This window comes from Achromobacter sp. FW305-C-28 (genome assembly GCF_058783235.1).
On the sequence record NZ_JBYSYL010000002.1, the window covers coordinates 593,726 to 609,039 of the forward strand.

Annotated in this window: 14 protein-coding genes; 9 read left to right on the forward strand and 5 right to left on the reverse strand. The window is 64.6% G+C overall.

What is annotated here, in order from left to right:
- Positions 1-4 precede the first annotated feature (4 nt).
- Positions 5-1,240: a pectate lyase family protein gene (locus AC3WMR_RS07690; RefSeq protein ID WP_492263450.1), complete on the forward strand. Its 1,236-nt coding sequence runs from the start codon at positions 5-7 to the stop codon at positions 1,238-1,240.
- A 15-nt stretch (positions 1,241-1,255) separates the two neighbouring features.
- Here the strand turns inward: AC3WMR_RS07690 and AC3WMR_RS07695 are convergent, their stop codons facing one another.
- A complete protein-coding gene (locus AC3WMR_RS07695) occupies positions 1,256-1,861 on the reverse strand; it encodes an RBBP9/YdeN family alpha/beta hydrolase (protein ID WP_492263451.1) in 606 nt (201 codons plus the stop codon).
- A 280-nt stretch (positions 1,862-2,141) separates the two neighbouring features.
- On the opposite strand from AC3WMR_RS07695, the gene AC3WMR_RS07700 reads away from it, so the two are divergent.
- The 5 genes from AC3WMR_RS07700 (at position 2,142) to AC3WMR_RS07720 (ending at position 7,656) form a co-directional block, all read left to right on the forward strand.
- Positions 2,142-3,269: a branched-chain amino acid ABC transporter substrate-binding protein gene (locus AC3WMR_RS07700; protein WP_492263452.1), complete on the forward strand. Its 1,128-nt coding sequence runs from the start codon at positions 2,142-2,144 to the stop codon at positions 3,267-3,269.
- A gap of 210 nt (positions 3,270-3,479) precedes the next feature.
- Positions 3,480-4,181 (forward strand): response regulator, encoded by a 702-nt coding sequence (locus AC3WMR_RS07705; protein WP_175216492.1) that lies wholly within the window; start codon positions 3,480-3,482, stop codon positions 4,179-4,181.
- Positions 4,174-5,466, forward strand: a complete 1,293-nt coding sequence (locus AC3WMR_RS07710) for an ATP-binding protein (RefSeq protein ID WP_492263453.1) — start codon at positions 4,174-4,176, stop codon at positions 5,464-5,466. Before AC3WMR_RS07705 ends, AC3WMR_RS07710 begins: the two co-directional genes overlap by 8 nt.
- A 122-nt stretch (positions 5,467-5,588) precedes the next feature.
- On the forward strand, positions 5,589-6,695 hold the full coding sequence (locus tag AC3WMR_RS07715) for a serine hydrolase domain-containing protein (protein WP_492263454.1): 1,107 nt from the start codon (positions 5,589-5,591) through the stop codon (positions 6,693-6,695).
- 64 nt (positions 6,696-6,759) lie between these two features.
- Positions 6,760-7,656, forward strand: a complete 897-nt coding sequence (locus tag AC3WMR_RS07720; RefSeq protein WP_492263455.1) for a MipA/OmpV family protein — start codon at positions 6,760-6,762, stop codon at positions 7,654-7,656.
- A gap of 83 nt (positions 7,657-7,739) precedes the next feature.
- Here the strand turns inward: AC3WMR_RS07720 and AC3WMR_RS07725 are convergent, their stop codons facing one another.
- The 4 genes from AC3WMR_RS07725 to ugpB form a co-directional block, all read right to left on the reverse strand.
- Complete coding sequence (locus tag AC3WMR_RS07725) at positions 7,740-8,828, reverse strand: sn-glycerol-3-phosphate import ATP-binding protein UgpC (RefSeq protein ID WP_025140826.1); 1,089 nt, start codon at positions 8,826-8,828, stop codon at positions 7,740-7,742.
- A 50-nt stretch (positions 8,829-8,878) separates the two neighbouring features.
- A complete protein-coding gene (ugpE, locus tag AC3WMR_RS07730; protein ID WP_025140825.1) occupies positions 8,879-9,730 on the reverse strand; it encodes a sn-glycerol-3-phosphate ABC transporter permease UgpE in 852 nt (283 codons plus the stop codon).
- 21 nt (positions 9,731-9,751) lie between these two features.
- Positions 9,752-10,633, reverse strand: a complete 882-nt coding sequence (ugpA, locus tag AC3WMR_RS07735; protein ID WP_263913459.1) for a sn-glycerol-3-phosphate ABC transporter permease UgpA — start codon at positions 10,631-10,633, stop codon at positions 9,752-9,754.
- A gap of 159 nt (positions 10,634-10,792) precedes the next feature.
- The gene (gene ugpB, locus AC3WMR_RS07740; protein WP_492263456.1) at positions 10,793-12,106 is read right to left on the reverse strand and encodes a sn-glycerol-3-phosphate ABC transporter substrate-binding protein UgpB; all 1,314 of its coding nucleotides are present in this window, start codon (positions 12,104-12,106) and stop codon (positions 10,793-10,795) included.
- 196 nt (positions 12,107-12,302) lie between these two features.
- Between ugpB and proC the strand changes: the two genes are divergently transcribed.
- The 3 genes from proC to AC3WMR_RS07755 all read left to right on the forward strand — a co-directional run bounded on the left by proC (position 12,303) and on the right by AC3WMR_RS07755 (position 15,204).
- Positions 12,303-13,136: a pyrroline-5-carboxylate reductase gene (proC, locus tag AC3WMR_RS07745; protein WP_492263457.1), complete on the forward strand. Its 834-nt coding sequence runs from the start codon at positions 12,303-12,305 to the stop codon at positions 13,134-13,136.
- Positions 13,133-13,687 (forward strand): queuosine precursor transporter, encoded by a 555-nt coding sequence (locus AC3WMR_RS07750; protein ID WP_492263458.1) that lies wholly within the window; start codon positions 13,133-13,135, stop codon positions 13,685-13,687. The genes proC and AC3WMR_RS07750 overlap by 4 nt, the downstream gene beginning before the upstream one ends.
- Before the next feature lie 401 nt (positions 13,688-14,088).
- On the forward strand, positions 14,089-15,204 hold the full coding sequence (locus AC3WMR_RS07755) for a branched-chain amino acid ABC transporter substrate-binding protein (protein WP_025140820.1): 1,116 nt from the start codon (positions 14,089-14,091) through the stop codon (positions 15,202-15,204).
- Positions 15,205-15,314: the final 110 nt, after the last annotated feature.

A 15,314-nucleotide genomic window follows, 5' to 3' on the forward strand; every position in this document is an offset into this window, starting at 1 on the left:
TGTCATGAAATCAGCAACGAATGGGCCGATCTATCGCAGGCTGCTACGTGTGTTGTGCTGGGTGCCCGCCTTGGGCATGCTTTATGGCGGCGCGGCCGCCGCCAATGAATCCTGCGCCAGCCCGGATGCGCGCTGCGCTTTCGTCTCGGCGCTGCTGCAGCAGCGCGAAGGCTACGGCGCCAACGCCACGGGCGGCCTGGGCGGCCGCTTCATCGAGGTCACGTCCGACCAGGATTCCGGTCCGGGCACGCTGCGCGCCGCATTGGCGCAGGCCAAGAAGGGACCCACCTGGATCCGTTTTGCTTCCGACATGACGATCGTGCTGGATTCGCAGCTGCGCGTGCCATCCAACACCACGATCGACGGCCGCGGCAAGCACGTGGCCCTGATCGACGACGGGCTGGGCGTCTATGGCAGCAAGAACGTCATCCTGACGCACCTGACCATCGATGGCCGCCTGAACCGCCTGACCCAGGCCGTGAACATCGCCAACGACAGCCGCGACGTGTGGGTGGACCACATGGATCTGTCGCGCATGTCAGACCGGCTGCTCAACGTGAAGAACGGGTCCACCGACGTCACGATTTCGTGGACGAAGTTCCATAATTCGAACAAGGTCATGCTGCTCAACAACATCACGTCCAAGGACCTGTTCGCCAATTACGAACGCGATTCCATCGCCCGCGTGACGCTGCACCACAACTATTTCTTCAACACCGTGCAGCGCAATCCGCGAGGGCAGTTCGGCACGTTCCACCTGTTCAACAACCTGCTGGAGAACTGGGATTTCTACGGCATGAGTTTCAGCCTGGAAGCCAAGGCGCTGGTGGAAGGCAACATCTTCAATAATGACGCGAAGCGCCAATGCGTGGAGCCGGAATTCTTTCCCACGGTGGAAGGCGTGAAGGTGAACTACTGCCGCTACATTCCGACGGCCGCCAAGCGCAGCGCGCTGGACAACGGTGCATCGGACGAGGGCGCCTACCAGGAACGCAAGGCCCAGCACGGCTACACGCGGGACTTCAAGGCATTCCTGCGCCTGAAAGACAATCTGTACCTGGGGGATGCCAAACCCGTGTTGCAGGACTATCGCCCCGAGGCCGCGCCCACGCCGCCGTACTGCTATGGGTATGAGAAGCCCACGGCCGAGTTGGCGGACAAGATCCGCCAGCATGCCGGGAACACGAGCGGCGATACGCCGTTGCCCGCATCGCGGACGGGGGCGGGTTGCGCGAAATGAACGGAAGGCGGCCCCTCAGGCCTGATGCGACAAGGGCCGGTCAAGAATGGGTGCGATGCGTTCGGGCGGTGGCGATACGCGCCACGAGGCGCGCCGGCGCAGCGCGCCGAACAGCTTGAGCCCTTGCGGCCAGTCTTGCAGGCCGCTGTCGGCATTGAGGTGGCCGGCGCCGGGAATCACGACGACGCGGCTGCCCCAGTCTTCGGCGAAACGACGTGCGCGTTCGAGTCGACAATAGGGATCGTTGTCGCTGGCCACCACCACGCTCTGAAAGGGCAGTGACTGCCGCGGCACCGGCGCAAAGCCGCGCAGGCATTCGGGCGCATCGGGCCGCTCGACGTCGGCGGGCGCCACCAGGAGGGCGCCGGCGACCTTGGCGCGCAGCGGCACCGGCAGCGCCGCGCTGATCAGGCAGCCCAGGCTGTGGGCGATCAGCAGCACCGGGCTGCGGGCGTTGTCCACTTGGGCGGCCAGGGTGGAAATCCATTCCGCGCTGACGGGGTTTTCCCAGTCGCGCTGCTGCACCCGCTGCGCGTGAGGCAGCAGGGCGGCCCAGCGCGATTGCCAGTGTTCGGGTCCGGAGTTTTTCCATCCGGGGACGATGATCGGTTGGAGTCTCATGGCGGCCATGATGCCGCGCGGCCTTAGTAACGCAAACGAATAAATTGTCTTTTGCATATACGGTGTCAGGCATAAGGCCGGGCGCCCCGCGCCCCGTCAATCTATGCGGCACTGCAATAACGAAACGTCGCTTAAGTCGGGCCGTAACCCCTCCAAAAGGGGCTATTTTTCAGTGTATGCTTGCCGTGCTTATGCAAAGTAACGGGGCGTGACCAACACTTTTCCGGCTGTCCGCCCGGCTTACATACCAACGACTACAAGCCATTCGAGGAGTCCACTCATGAAGCAAGTATTTCGTCTGACCCCGGTCATCGCGGCGCTCGGCGTCGCCGCCGGTTTGACGTTCGGCGCTGCCGCGCACGCGCAGACCATCAAGATCGGCGTGGTAGGCCCCACCACCGGCGCGGTCACCCAATATGGCGACATGGTCCGTGAAGGCGTGGACACCGCGGTGGAACGCATCAACGCCGCTGGCGGCGTCAACGGCAAGAAGCTTGAAACCGTGGTCATCGACGACGGCTGCGAACCCAAGCAGGGTCCGGTTGCCGCCAACCGCGTGGTCAACAGCAAGATCGGTTTCGTCGTGGGCCACGTGTGCTCGGGCGCCACCATCGCCGCCGCCGACATCTACAACAACGAAGGCGTGGTCATGGTCACGCCCTCGGCCACCTCGCCGGCCCTGACCGACGGCAAGAACTACGAGTTCATCTTCCGCACCATCGGCCGCGACGACCAGCAAGGCCCGGCCGCCGCCAAGTTCGTGCTGGAAAAGCTCAAGCCCAAGAAGGCCGCCGTGCTGCACGACAAACAGTCGTACGGCCAGGGCATCGCCACCTCGGTCAAGAACGACCTGGAAAAGGGCGGCGTGCCGGTTGCGATCTTCGAAGGTATCAACGCCGGCGACAGCGACTACTCCGCCGTCATCACCAAGCTCAAGAGCCAGGGTGTGGACTTCGTCTACTACGGCGGCTACCACCCTGAAATGGGCCTGCTGCTGCGCCAGGCGGCCGAGCAGGGCGTGAAGGCCAAGTGGATGGGCCCCGAAGGCGTCGGCAACCCCGACATCAACGCCATCGCCGGCGACGCCGCCGAAGGCATGCTGCTGACGCTGCCGGCCGACTTCACCCAGAACGCCGCCAACGCCGACATCGTCAAGGCCTTCACCGCCAAGAAGCGCAATGCCAGCGGCGCGTTCCAGCTGACCGCCTACACGGCTACCCAGGTCATCGCCGACGGCATCAAGGGCGCCGGTAGCGAAGACCCGTCCAAGGTCGCCAAGTACCTGCACGCCAACGCGTTCGACACCCCGATCGGCAAGGTGGCCTGGAACAAGCAGGGCGACCTGACCAACTTCCAGTTCGACGTCTTCGTCTGGCACAAGGACGGCTCCAAGTCGGTCTACAAGTAAGGAATTGGCGGTGCGTTCCAGGGGGGTTCCCTGGGGCGCCCGCCCGATGCCAGCCCCCCGAACCGGGCCGGAAGCGCTGTCTTCCGGCCCGGTTTTTCCGTGCGTGCCGCCCGGGGGGAAACCGACGCGAAATCCCGCGGGTCGAACGCCCCTTGGCCGGTTTTGCGTAGAATGCGGCGAAATCGACCCCTCACTTTTTGTCCGGATACCATGACCAAGGCATTGCTAGTCGAAGACGATCCGAAGCTGTCGCGCCTGATTGCGCAGTTCCTGGAGCAACACGGGTTCAATGTCGCCCAGGCCTACCGCGGCGACCATGCAGTAGAGGCTTTTCGCCGCCACGACCCGGCCATCACCATTCTTGACCTGATGCTGCCGGGACGCGACGGCCTGCAGGTCTGCCGCGACCTGCGCGCCTTTTCCTCGGCGCCCATCCTGATGCTGACCGCCCGCGAGGACGACCTGGACCAGATCCTGGGCCTGGAGTCCGGCGCCGACGACTACGTCATCAAGCCGGTCGAGCCGCGCGTGCTGCTGGCCCGCATCCGGGCACTGCTGCGCCGTCACAGCCAGCTCGAGGAACCGCCGGAGCGCCTGGAATTCGGCCCGCTGGTCATCGACCGGCGCACCCGGGCGGTGGTTCATGCCGGCGCCGAGGTCGACCTGACGACCATGGAATTCGAGATGCTCTGGGCACTGGCCAGCCAGGCCGGCCAGGTGCTGACGCGCGACGACCTGCTCAATGCCGTGCGCGGCATCGAATTCAACGGCCTGGACCGCAGCGTCGACGTCTGCGTCAGCAAGCTGCGCCGCAAGCTGGACGACGACCCGCGCGATCCGGCGCGCATCAAGACCGTGTGGGGCAAGGGCTATCTGTTCTCGCCCAAGGCGCACGAGGGCAGCGATGATTAAGTTCGTCCTGCGGCTCTTCGTGGTGCTGGCGGTGGGCTTCGTGATTTCCAACGAAGTCGTGGACCGATCCGCCAACTACCTGTTCGAGCCGGTCAGCGACGCCTACACCCGCGAGTCCGTGCGCGGCCAGATCCACAGTCTGGTGCTGGAACTGTCCAAGGTCGAGCCCGGGGCCCGCGCGGCCTACATCGAGCAACAGCTGGCGCCGTACTACGGCCTGGGTCTGCGGGTGTTCAACGCCTCGGACTACAACGCCAGCGACAAGGAACGCCGCATCGCCGCCCGTGGCGATTTCTTCATCCGCGACAAGATGCAGACTTTCGTGGCCGCCATTCCCGGCCCGGGCAACCAGTGGCTGGAAGTGAAGCTGCCGCCCGAGCCGTCGTTCGGCCCGTGGGTGATCGCGGCCGTTTACTCGGCCCTGGGCCTGCTGCTATGCGCGTTCATGCTGGTGTGGGCGCTGCCCATCTGGCGTGACCTGGAAGCCCTGAAGACGGCCGCGCTGCGCATGGGGCAGGGCGACTTGCAGGCCCGTGCGCGCCTGTCGCGCCATTCCAGCATCGGCAACCTGGGCGACACCTTCAACCTGATGTCCGAGCGCATCGGCGCCCTGATCGGCAACCAGCGCGAACTGACCAATGCCGTCTCGCACGAGCTGCGCACGCCCATCGCGCGCCTGACGTTCGAGCTGGACATGATCGGCCGCACCGACGATGCCACCGAGCGCAAACGGCTGATCGACGACATGAAAAGCGACGTGGCCGAACTGGACAGCATGGCGTCCGAACTGCTGATGTACGCCCGCCTGGAACACAAGAGCGACGGCGTGGCGTTGCAGGCAGAGGATGCGCGCGGCTGGCTGGATTCGGTGGTGCAGCATGCCGGCTTCGAGGCCGGGCAATCCGGCGTTCGCCTGGAAGTCGTGCTGTGCCAGGTGGGCGAAGTGCACCTGCACCCGCGCTACATGACGCGGGCGCTGCTGAACCTGCTGCAGAACGCCATCCGCTACGCGGGCGGCCGGGTGCAGGTCAGCCTGGTGTCGCCCGCGCCGCGCGAATACGTGCTGATGGTCGACGATGACGGCCCCGGCATCCCGCCGGCCGACCGCGAACGCATTTTCGAGCCTTTCATCCGCCTGGACGAAAGCCGCGACCGCGTCACCGGCGGCACCGGCCTGGGCCTGGCGATCCTGAATCGCGTGGCCCGCTGGCACAACGGTACCGCCGAAGCCGCCGACAGCCCGCTGGGCGGGGCGCGCTTCATCGTCAGCTGGAAGGCGGCGTAACGTAAACAAACTTCACAATCTGCCGCCGCAATCTTCACAAACTCCCTACAAAGCGGGAAAGATCGGCGCGGCGACCCTGACTAGCATGACGGCAGTTCTCCAAAGAGGAATCGCCGCCCGTCATGTTTTCGCTCACCCGCCTGGCCGCCGTTGCCATGCTCCTGATCGCCGCGGGCGGTTGCCAGGGCGTGGCCCCGGCCGCGCCGCCAGCGATCGCCCAGGGTGACTACCCGGCGGTGGTGGCGTACCTGAAGCAGCGCATCCCCCACGACATGGGCGCGCAGCGGGTGCCAGGCCTGTCGATCGCCATCGTCGACGATCAGCGCATCGTCTGGGCGAGCGGTTTCGGCTATGCCGATGCCGCCCGCCACCGCAACGCCACCGGCGACACGCTCTACCGGGTCGGCGCCATCTCCAAGGTCGTGACCGCCGCCGGCGTGCTGCGCGCTGCCGACGATGGCCGCCTGTCGCTCGATACGCCCGCCGGGCAGGCGCTGCCGCAGTGGGAATTCGAACCGCGCCGCAGCGCCATGCACTGGATGGGCGCCTATCCGTTCACCGCCCGGCGCCTGCTGGCGCTGCGCCCGGACACGCTCGAAGACACCATGGGCCGGGCCCGCGCCGACATGGGCTATGCGCTGCTGGGCGACATGGTGGCGCACGTTGCCGACGAGCCGTTTGACACCTATGTGCGACGCACGCTGCTGCAGCCGCTGAACATTCCCCGCACGGGCTTTCGCCTGGCCATCGAAAACGACGAATCGCGTGAGCTGCGCGCGGCCGGTTATCGCCGCGGCGTGCCGTGGCGGGAAGCGCCGCAGTCCAACGAGGCCGCCGAGGGCCTGTGGGCCAGCTCGGCCGAGATGGCGCGTTTCTCCAGCATGTTGTTCGCGGGCGGTATCTACCAGGGCCGCCGTGTCCTGAACGACGCATCGGCCAACGCCGTGCTGAACCTGGAAACCGTGGGCAATGGCCTGGACCTGGAGTGCCGCCTGGCGCTGTCCTGGCTGGCCGCGCCCTGTGACCAGGACTATATCGCCGGCGATTCGCTGCGTGAACACAGCGGCGCCACCGAAGCCTTCCATGCCCGCTGGTTGCTGGCGCCGCGCGAAAAGCTGGCCGTGCTGGTGATGAGCAACGCAGACACGTCTGAACCGCTGGTGGCGTCGGTGTCCAGCCTGGCCATGAACCTGATGCGGCAGGCCAAGCACGGACCTGTCCAGAAGTAGCCCTGCGTCGCGGCCCGCGGCGCACCCCGAGTTTCCCCCTCAACCTCGTTTCCTGGATGTATTTATGAAGCGATATCCCGCTCTGTCCTCGTTGCCGCGCCGTGCCGGCGCTTTGTGCCTGCTGGCTTGTCTGCCGGCGGTGTCGTCCGCCGCCGGTGAACGCGTTGCCGACAACTCGGTCTACAGTTCGCGCGGCGCCAGTTCGCGCGGCATCGACGTGCCCACCGGCACCGACAAGGCGGCCGACGAATGGAAGTTCTACGGCACCCTGGGCGTCGGCTATGCGCCGCGCTACAGCGGCAGCGATGAAAGCTCGGCGCTACCGGTGTTCGGCCTGGGTATTCGCAGCCCGGGCGGCTTCTTCCTGGACACGGCCCACGGTCTGGGCTGGGAAACGCAGGCGCTCAGCAGTACCTTCCGTTTCTATGTCGCGCCCAGCGCCTCGCGCAAGGACCACAAGAGCGGCTTCCAGGGTTCGAACAAACTGCGCGGCCTGGGCGACATCAAGAGCCGCGCGCAGATCGGCATGGACGCCGAGACCACGCTCGGCCCGGTGACGCTGTCGGCCACCGTGGCGCACGCGTTCAAGAAGGGCGACGATCGCGATGTGGGCAGCGCCTACACGCTGTTCAACCTGGGCGCCAGCACCACGGTGTACGAAGGCTCGGCCGGTTCGGTGTCGCTGGCATTGACCGGCAATTTCGGCGACGGCAATTACATGCGCACCTGGTACGGCGTCAGCGACCGCCAGTCGGAAAAGTCGGGCTATCGTCGCTATAACCCCAAGGGCGGCCTGGAAAGCGTCGGCCTGGGCGCGACCTGGGCGCTGCCGCTCAGCAAGGCATGGTCGTGGTCGGTCATGGCCGAAGCGCGCCGCCTGTATGGCGATGCGGCCGACAGCCCGATCGTCAAGGACCGCAACCAGTACTCGGTCGGCACCGCGGTGACTTACACCTACTAAGGGAAAGCGCCAGCCCCGGGGAAGCGGGGGAGGGGATGGGCGGGCCCGGCGGCGCGAAGCCGCCGGCCCCCGCCGGACGGGATTTACAGCCCTTGCACGCGGCGGCCGGTGTCGGCCTCGAACCAGTGCAGCGGGTGACGGCCATCGGGGCCGACGTTGACGCGATCACCCACCTTGGCCGACGACTCGGACAACTGGCGGGTGGTGCAGCGTACGACCAGGGTGGTCTTGCCGCAACGGCAGTGCACCAGCTGTTCGGAACCCAGCGTTTCGACCATTTCGACTTCAGCCGGCACGCCTTGCGTGTTCAGCAGCATGTGCTCGGGGCGCATGCCCATGATGACCTTGCGGCCGCGCACCTGCGAAGGCACTTGCAGCGGCGAGATTTCCAGCGCCGAGCCATCGGCGGTCTGCACCGTGCCGTCGCCGGCCACGTTCACTTCCATCAGGTTCATCGGCGGCGAACCGATGAAGCCGGCCACGAAGGTGGAGGCCGGCTTCTCGAACACTTCCATGGGGGTGCCGATCTGCTCGGGCACGCCCTGGTACATGACGATCATGCGGTGCGCCAGCGTCATGGCCTCGACCTGGTCGTGCGTGACGTACAGGCTGGTGGTGCCCAGGCGGCGATGCAGCTTCATGATTTCAAGACGCATCGCCACGCGCAGCTTGGCGTCCAGGTTCGACAGCGGTTCGTCGAACAGGAACACCTTGGGTTCGCGCACGATGGCGCGGCCCATGGCCACGCGCTGGCGCTGGCCGCCCGACAGGGCGCGCGGCCGGCGGTCCAGCAGGTGGCCCAGTTCCAGGATCTGCGCCGCGATGTCGACGCGCTTCTTGATTTCGTCCTTGGAGAACTTGCGGATCTTCAAGCCGTAGGCCATGTTCTCGAACACGGTCATGTGCGGGTAGAGCGCGTAGTTCTGGAACACCATCGCGATGTCGCGTTCGGCGGGCTCAAGCGTGTTGACGACCTTGTCGTCGATCACGATCTCGCCGCTGGTCACGGTTTCCAGGCCGGCGACCATGCGCATCAGCGTGGACTTGCCGCAGCCGGACGGGCCGACGATGACGATGAATTCGCCGTCTTTCACATCCATGTCGATGCCATGGATGACCGGCACGTTGCCGGCGTAGGTTTTCTTTACGTTGCGAAAGCTGAGAGTAGCCATGAGTTATTCGTATTCGGAGTCGTTGTCGGGTGGGCTTTAGCGGGCAATCTTCACTTTTCAGTGTCGACCAGACCCTTGACGAACCATTTCTGCATCAGGATGACGACCAGCGCCGGCGGAATCATGGCCAGCATGGCGGTGGCCATGGTGATGTTCCATTCGGTGACGCTGTCGCCGCCGCTGATCATCCGCTTGATGCCGATGACGACGGGGTACATGTCTTCCTGCGTGGTCACCAGCAGCGGCCACAGGTATTGGTTCCAGCCGTAGATGAACTGGATCACGAACAGCGCGGCGATGCTGGTCTTGGACAGCGGCAGCAGCACGTCGCGGAAAAAGCGCACGGGGCCGGCGCCGTCGATGCGCGCGGCTTCGATGAGCTCGTCCGGCACCGTCAGGAAGAACTGGCGGAACAGGAACGTGGCCGTGGCCGATGCGATCAGCGGCAGCGTCAGGCCCGCGTAGCTGTTGAGCAGGCCCAGGTCGGCCACCACCTTGTAGGTGGGTGCGATCCGCACTTCGACCGGCAGCATCAGCGTGACGAAGATCATCCAGAAAAAGAACATGCGGCCGGGGAAGCGGAAATACACCACCGCAAAGGCCGACAGCAGCGAGATCGAGATCTTGCCGATGGAAATCGCCAGCGCCATGATCAGGCTGACGTACATCATGCGGCCCACCGGCGCGCCGGACGAACCGCCCGACGAGCCGCCGAACAGCGCCTGCATGTAGTTATCGACAAAATGCGGACCGGGGATCAGCGACATCGGCGCCTGCGCGACTTCCTGGGCGGTCTGGGTAGACGCGACGAAAGTGACGTAAAGCGGAAATGCCACCATCGCCACGCCGCAGAGCAGAATGACGTGGGCCAGAATATCCAGCCAGGGACGGCGTTCAACCATTGTTATCAGCCTCGAACAAGATCAGTACTGCACTTTGCGGTCGACGTAGCGGAACTGTACGACCGTCAAGGCAACCACAATGAACATCAACACCACGGACTGCGCCGCGGACGAACCCAGGTCCAGGCCACGGAAGCCGTCGCTGTACACCTTGTAGACCAGGATGGACGTCGACGTGCCGGGACCGCCCTGCGTGGTGGTGTCCACCACCGCGAAGGTGTCGAAGAACGCATAGATGATGTTGACCACCAGCAGGAAGAACGTGGTGGGCGACAGCAGCGGGAAGACGATGCTCCAGAAGCGTCGGGCAGGGCTGGCGCCGTCGATCGCGGCGGCTTCGATGAGCGAGCGCGGAATCGATTGCAGGCCGGCCAGGAAGAACAGGAAGTTGTACGAGACCTGCTTCCAGACGGCGGCGACCAGCACCAGGATCATGGCCTGGTTGCCATCAAGACGCGGGTTCCAGTCCACGCCGGACTTGCGCAGCGCGACGGCCAGGATGCCCACGGAAGGCGAGAACATGAACAGCCACAGCACGCCGACGACGGCGGGCGCCACGGCGTAGGGCCAGATGAGCAGCGTCTTGTACAGCCCGGCGCCGCGGATCACGCGGTCTGCCATGACGGCCAGCAGCAAGGACACGCCCAGGCCGACCACCGCCACCAGGATCGAGAACACGGCGGTGACGCGGAAGGAATCGAGATAGGCCTGTTGCGAGAACAGTTCCATGAAGTTGTCGAAGCCGACGAACTCGGAGGACAAGCCGAAAGCATCTTCCAGGCGCATGGACTGCCACATGGCTTGTCCGGCGGGAAGGAAGAAGAAGACCACGGTAATGATGATCTGCGGCAGGAGCAGCAGATAGGGCAAGGTCTTATGCCCGAAGACGACACGTTTTTCCATAGGGGGGACCTAATGGGTACTCATGAAAACACGATAGGCTTAAAGCCCCAAATTGACCAGGGCTTTAAGCCTCGTTCGCTGCAGCCGGGGATCATGCAAGTCCCTGTCGCGCAAGGAAAATATTGCGAAACTGGGCGCGTGCGGACCCCGGAAAGGGCGTTACTTTACACTCTTCTCGAACTTTTCCAGCAGTTCGTTGCCGCGCTTGACGATGTTCTCGGCGCCATCCTTGGCCGCAACCTTGCCGGACACGATGCGTTCGATTTCAGCGTCTTCGATTTCACGGATCTGCGGCAGGAAGCCCAGGCGCAGGCCACGCGATTGCGCGGTGGTTTCGACGTTCAGCTGCTTGACGCCGACTTCGGTGCCCGGGTTCTTGTCATAGAAACCGTCTTTCTTGGTCAGCTCGTAGGCGGCCTTGGTGACCGGCACGTAGCCGGTCTGCTGGTGCCAGCGGGCGGCGATTTCGGGGCTGGCCAGGAACTTGAAGAACGCGGTCACGCCCTTGTAGGTTTCCGGCTTCTTGTTGGCGAAGACCCACAGCGAAGCGCCGCCGATGATGGTGTTCTGCGGCGCGCCCTGGACGTCGGCGTAGTAGGGCACGGTCGAGGTGCCGAATTCGAACTTGGCGTTCTTGGCGATGTTGGCGCGCAGGCCGGACGAACCGGTGATCATGGCGCACTTGCCGCTGATGAACAGCGAGTTCGGCTCGTCGCCGCGGCCGCCGTACATGAAGATGCCTTCCTTGCCCAGCTTGGCCAGGTTTTCCAGGTGGCGCACGTGCAGCGGGGTGTTGATGGCGATGCGGGCGTCCAGGCCACCGAAACCGTTGTCCTTGGTGGCGTACGGCACGTTATGCCAGGCCGAGAACGTTTCCAGCTGGACCCACGACGGCCACGACGTGGTGTAGCCGCATTCCTGGCCCGCGGCCTTCAGCTTCTGGCCGGCGGCGGCCAGCTCTTCCCAGGTCTTGGGCGGCTTGTCGGCGTCCAGGCCGGCCTTCTTGAAGGCGTCCTTGTTGTAGTAGAACACCACGGTCGAGCTGTTGAAGGGCATCGACACCAGCTTGCCGTCGGCCGACGAGTAGTAGCCGGCCACGGCGCCGATGAATTCCTTCGGATCGATCGGGTTGCCGGCTTCTTCCGACATCTGCTGCACCGGCTTGATGGCGCCCTTGGCGTACATCATGGTGGCGGTGCCGACTTCGAAGACCTGGAGGATGTCCGGGGCGTTGCCGGCGCGGAACGCGGCGATGCCGGCGTTCATCGATTCGCCGTAGTTGCCCTTGTAGACGGCCTTGACCTGGTAGTCGGGGTTCTTCTTGTTGAACTCTTCGACCAGGCCGTTCACGCGGTCGCCCAGCGCGCCTTCCATCGAGTGCCAGAACGTGATTTCGGTAGCAGCCTGCGCGGAAGCGCCGGCAAACGCCGCCATGACGGCGGCAAAGGTGAGGGCAATTCGGTGGGATCGCATGAGAGGTTTCCTCCAGTTGGGCGTGTATCGCGCACGGGGTTGTCCGGGCGCGGAAAACACGTCACCTTATGAATTGTTTGTGACAAAACCGTGACTTTCACATCACTTAAAACGCCTGTCAAATTGCGCGTTTCAGGCGCGAACGAACATTTTCTTTTTTTTCCAGGGGCAGCCCCTCGGTTTACAATCGCATCCTATGAAAAACGAACTTTCGATTGCGTTCATCGGCGGGGGCAACATGGCCTCCGCTTTGGCATCCGGACTGGCCGGCAAAGTATGCCCCGCCAGCAGCATCCATGTCATTGACATTAACCAGGATTCCCACGCTGCCTGGCAGGCCCGCGGCATGACCACCGCGACGGCCCCCGGCGAGGCCCTGGCGGCCTGCCGCGTTTGGGTGTTCGCGGTCAAGCCACAGAACATGAAAGACGTTGTGGCTTCCACGCGTCAGTGGTTGCGCGACGACACGTTGGTGGTAAGCGTGGCGGCCGGCATTCGCGCCGATACGCTGGCCGGTTGGCTGGGTGAGCCGGGCGCGCCGTGGCGTCGCCTGGTGCGCTGCATGCCCAACACGCCCGCGCTGGTCGGCGCCGGCATCACGGGCCTGGCCGCGCTGGACGGGGTGGGGCAGGAAGATCGCGAATTGGCCGCCACGTTGCTGGGCAGCGTGGGCGAGGTGGTCTGGGTGGCCGACGACGCCGCGCTGGACGCCGTGACGGCGCTGTCCGGCAGCGGCCCGGCCTATGTGTTCCTGTTTCTCGAAGCCCTGATCGCGGGTGGCCAGAAGGTCGGCCTGACCGCCGAGCAGGCTCGCCAGCTGGCGCTGGGCACGTTTGCCGGCGCCACGAAACTGGCGGCGGAGTCGTCCGATCCGCCTTCGGTCCTGCGCGAACGGGTCACGTCCAAGGGCGGCACCACCGCCGCGGCGCTGGCCGCGTTCAATGCCGCGGGCTTTGTCGGCATCGTCGAAGACGCCATGGCCGCGGCTGCGCGCCGTTCGCGCGAGCTGGCCGAGGAGTTCGGCAAATGAACCAGGCGGTCTCGCGCTTCGCGCCCATGAGCCGGGCGCAGTTCGGCATTGCCGTGCTGTGCATGCTGCTGGTGGTGGTGGGCTCGAACATCCTGGTGCAGGTGCCGCTGAACAACTGGCTGACCTGGGGCGGCTTGTCGTACCCGGTGGCGTTCCTGGTGACCGACGTGCTGAACCGCCGCTTCGGCCCGGCCGCCGCCCGGCGCGTGGCGTGGTTCGGCTTTGCCGCGGCGCTGGCGGTGTCCGTGTGGGTGGCCTCGCCGCGCATCGCGCTGGCCTCGGGCCTGGCGTACATCTGCGCGCAACTGGTCGACATCCAGGTGTTCGACCGCCTGCGCGACCAGCGCTGGTGGCGCGCGCCGCTGGTGTCCGGCGTGCTGGGCGCGGTGCTGGATACCGCCGTGTTCTTCAGCGTGGCGTTTGCCGCTAGCGGCGCGCCGTGGGTCACCTGGATGGCGGGCGACCTGGCGGTCAAGCTGGCGGTCAACATCAGCATGCTGGCGCCGTTTCGCGCGTTGATGTGGAACCTGGCCAAGCCGGCCAACGCCTGACGCTTTATTTTCGAAAACCGCGCTGAATTATTAACGCGATAATCATTATCCGTAAGGCTCGCGTAAGTACTGTATGAAAACGCGAAATCAAACGGCGTATTAATGATTATTCATATAAATCATCCCGCTTGATTTGCTCGCCGGCGCCAGTGCTTTTCCAAGGCGCCGAGCGGATTTCTCCTGTGATTTCACGCACTTGTCGCGCTAATGCGTCACGATTAAAAGTTTGCCGTGAAATATTGGGGATTACACGCAGTGACAGTATGTCTGCTTGCTTCCAGAATACCGCCCACACTGTGTTTTTGCCCAAGAAGCCGGCGACGGGCGATGCGGATTTCGGGGTATCCACCTGATAAGCCGGGTCGAACAGAGCCGCTCACAACCTTGCTGGAGAACTCCGCATGAAGTTTCTGCATCGCCTTACCCCGGTAGCTATGGCATTTGGGGCGCTTGCCCTGGCAGGTTCCGTGCACGCCGCCGATACGATCAAGATCGGCATCCCGCAACCCATGACGGGTCCCAACACCCAGTACGGCGACCAGATCCAGGCTGGCGCGCTGACGGCCATCGAGACCATCAACGCCAAGGGCGGCGTCAAGGGCAAAAAGCTCGAACCCATCCTGATCGACGACGGCTGCGAACCCAAGCAGGCCGTGCCGGCCGCCAACCGCGTGGTCAACTCCGGCGCCAAGTTCGCCGTGGCCCATGCGTGCTCGGGCGTGACCGTGGCCGCCGTGAACGTCTACGAACAGGAAGGCATCGTCGGCATCACCCCGGGCGCCACGTCGCCGCTGGTCACCGACACCATCAAGCCGCATTACTTCTTCCGCACCATCGGCCGCGACGACCAGCAAGGTCCGTACGCTGCCCGCTACATCGCCAACACCCTCAAGCCCAAGAAAGTCGCCGTGCTGCATGACAAGCAGACCTACGGTTCGGGCGTGGCCACGCAGGTCAAGGACACCCTGACCAAGGAAGGCGTGAACGTCGCGCTGTTCGAAGGCATCAACGTCGGCGACAGCGACTACTCGGCCATCATCACCAAGCTCAAGTCGGCCGGCGTCGACCTGGTCTACTTCGGCGGCTACCACCCCGAACTGGGCCTCTTGCTGCGCCAGTCGCGTGAACAGGGCCTGAAGGTCCAGTTCATGGGTCCGGAAGGCACGGCCAACCAGGACCTGGTGGCCATCGCCGGTCCGGCCATCGAAGGCCTCCTGGTCACGCTGCCGGCTGACTTCACCAAGCTGCCGGGCAACGAAAGCATCGTCAAGGCCTTCAAGGACGCCAAGCGCGATCCGGACGGCGCCTTCCAGATGCCGGCCTATGCCGCCGTCCAGATCCTGGCCGACAGCATCACCGCGGTGGGCGAAGACCCCGCCAAGGTGGCCGACTACATGCACAAGACCACGTTCAACACCGGCATCGGCAAGGTCGAGTACGACGCCAAGGGCGATCTGAAGAACTTCGAGTTCGCCGTTTACAAATGGGACAAGAACGGCAAGAAGACCCAGCTGTAAACTCCCGCGATTGTCGCCGGCGCGGTTGCCGGCGTGAAGGGCCTGTCGTTGTCGTTGTGCCGTAATCCGCGTAGCGATGCGCCAAAAGCGCTGTGCGGCCGGCAGACGCT

Excerpts from the sequence above, each read along its gene's own strand:
- AC3WMR_RS07690 (WP_492263450.1), top strand. The coding sequence starts at position 5 with ATGAAATCAGCAACGAATGGGCCGATCTATCGCAGGCTGCTACGTGTG.
- AC3WMR_RS07695 (WP_492263451.1), bottom strand. The coding sequence starts at position 1,861 with ATGAGACTCCAACCGATCATCGTCCCCGGATGGAAAAACTCCGGACCC.
- AC3WMR_RS07700 (WP_492263452.1), top strand. The coding sequence starts at position 2,142 with ATGAAGCAAGTATTTCGTCTGACCCCGGTCATCGCGGCGCTCGGCGTC.
- AC3WMR_RS07705 (WP_175216492.1), top strand. The coding sequence starts at position 3,480 with ATGACCAAGGCATTGCTAGTCGAAGACGATCCGAAGCTGTCGCGCCTG.
- AC3WMR_RS07710 (WP_492263453.1), top strand. The coding sequence starts at position 4,174 with ATGATTAAGTTCGTCCTGCGGCTCTTCGTGGTGCTGGCGGTGGGCTTC.
- AC3WMR_RS07715 (WP_492263454.1), top strand. The coding sequence starts at position 5,589 with ATGTTTTCGCTCACCCGCCTGGCCGCCGTTGCCATGCTCCTGATCGCC.
- AC3WMR_RS07720 (WP_492263455.1), top strand. The coding sequence starts at position 6,760 with ATGAAGCGATATCCCGCTCTGTCCTCGTTGCCGCGCCGTGCCGGCGCT.
- AC3WMR_RS07725 (WP_025140826.1), bottom strand. The coding sequence starts at position 8,828 with ATGGCTACTCTCAGCTTTCGCAACGTAAAGAAAACCTACGCCGGCAAC.
- ugpE (WP_025140825.1), bottom strand. The coding sequence starts at position 9,730 with ATGGTTGAACGCCGTCCCTGGCTGGATATTCTGGCCCACGTCATTCTG.
- ugpA (WP_263913459.1), bottom strand. The coding sequence starts at position 10,633 with ATGGAAAAACGTGTCGTCTTCGGGCATAAGACCTTGCCCTATCTGCTG.
- ugpB (WP_492263456.1), bottom strand. The coding sequence starts at position 12,106 with ATGCGATCCCACCGAATTGCCCTCACCTTTGCCGCCGTCATGGCGGCG.
- proC (WP_492263457.1), top strand. The coding sequence starts at position 12,303 with ATGAAAAACGAACTTTCGATTGCGTTCATCGGCGGGGGCAACATGGCC.
- AC3WMR_RS07750 (WP_492263458.1), top strand. The coding sequence starts at position 13,133 with ATGAACCAGGCGGTCTCGCGCTTCGCGCCCATGAGCCGGGCGCAGTTC.
- AC3WMR_RS07755 (WP_025140820.1), top strand. The coding sequence starts at position 14,089 with ATGAAGTTTCTGCATCGCCTTACCCCGGTAGCTATGGCATTTGGGGCG.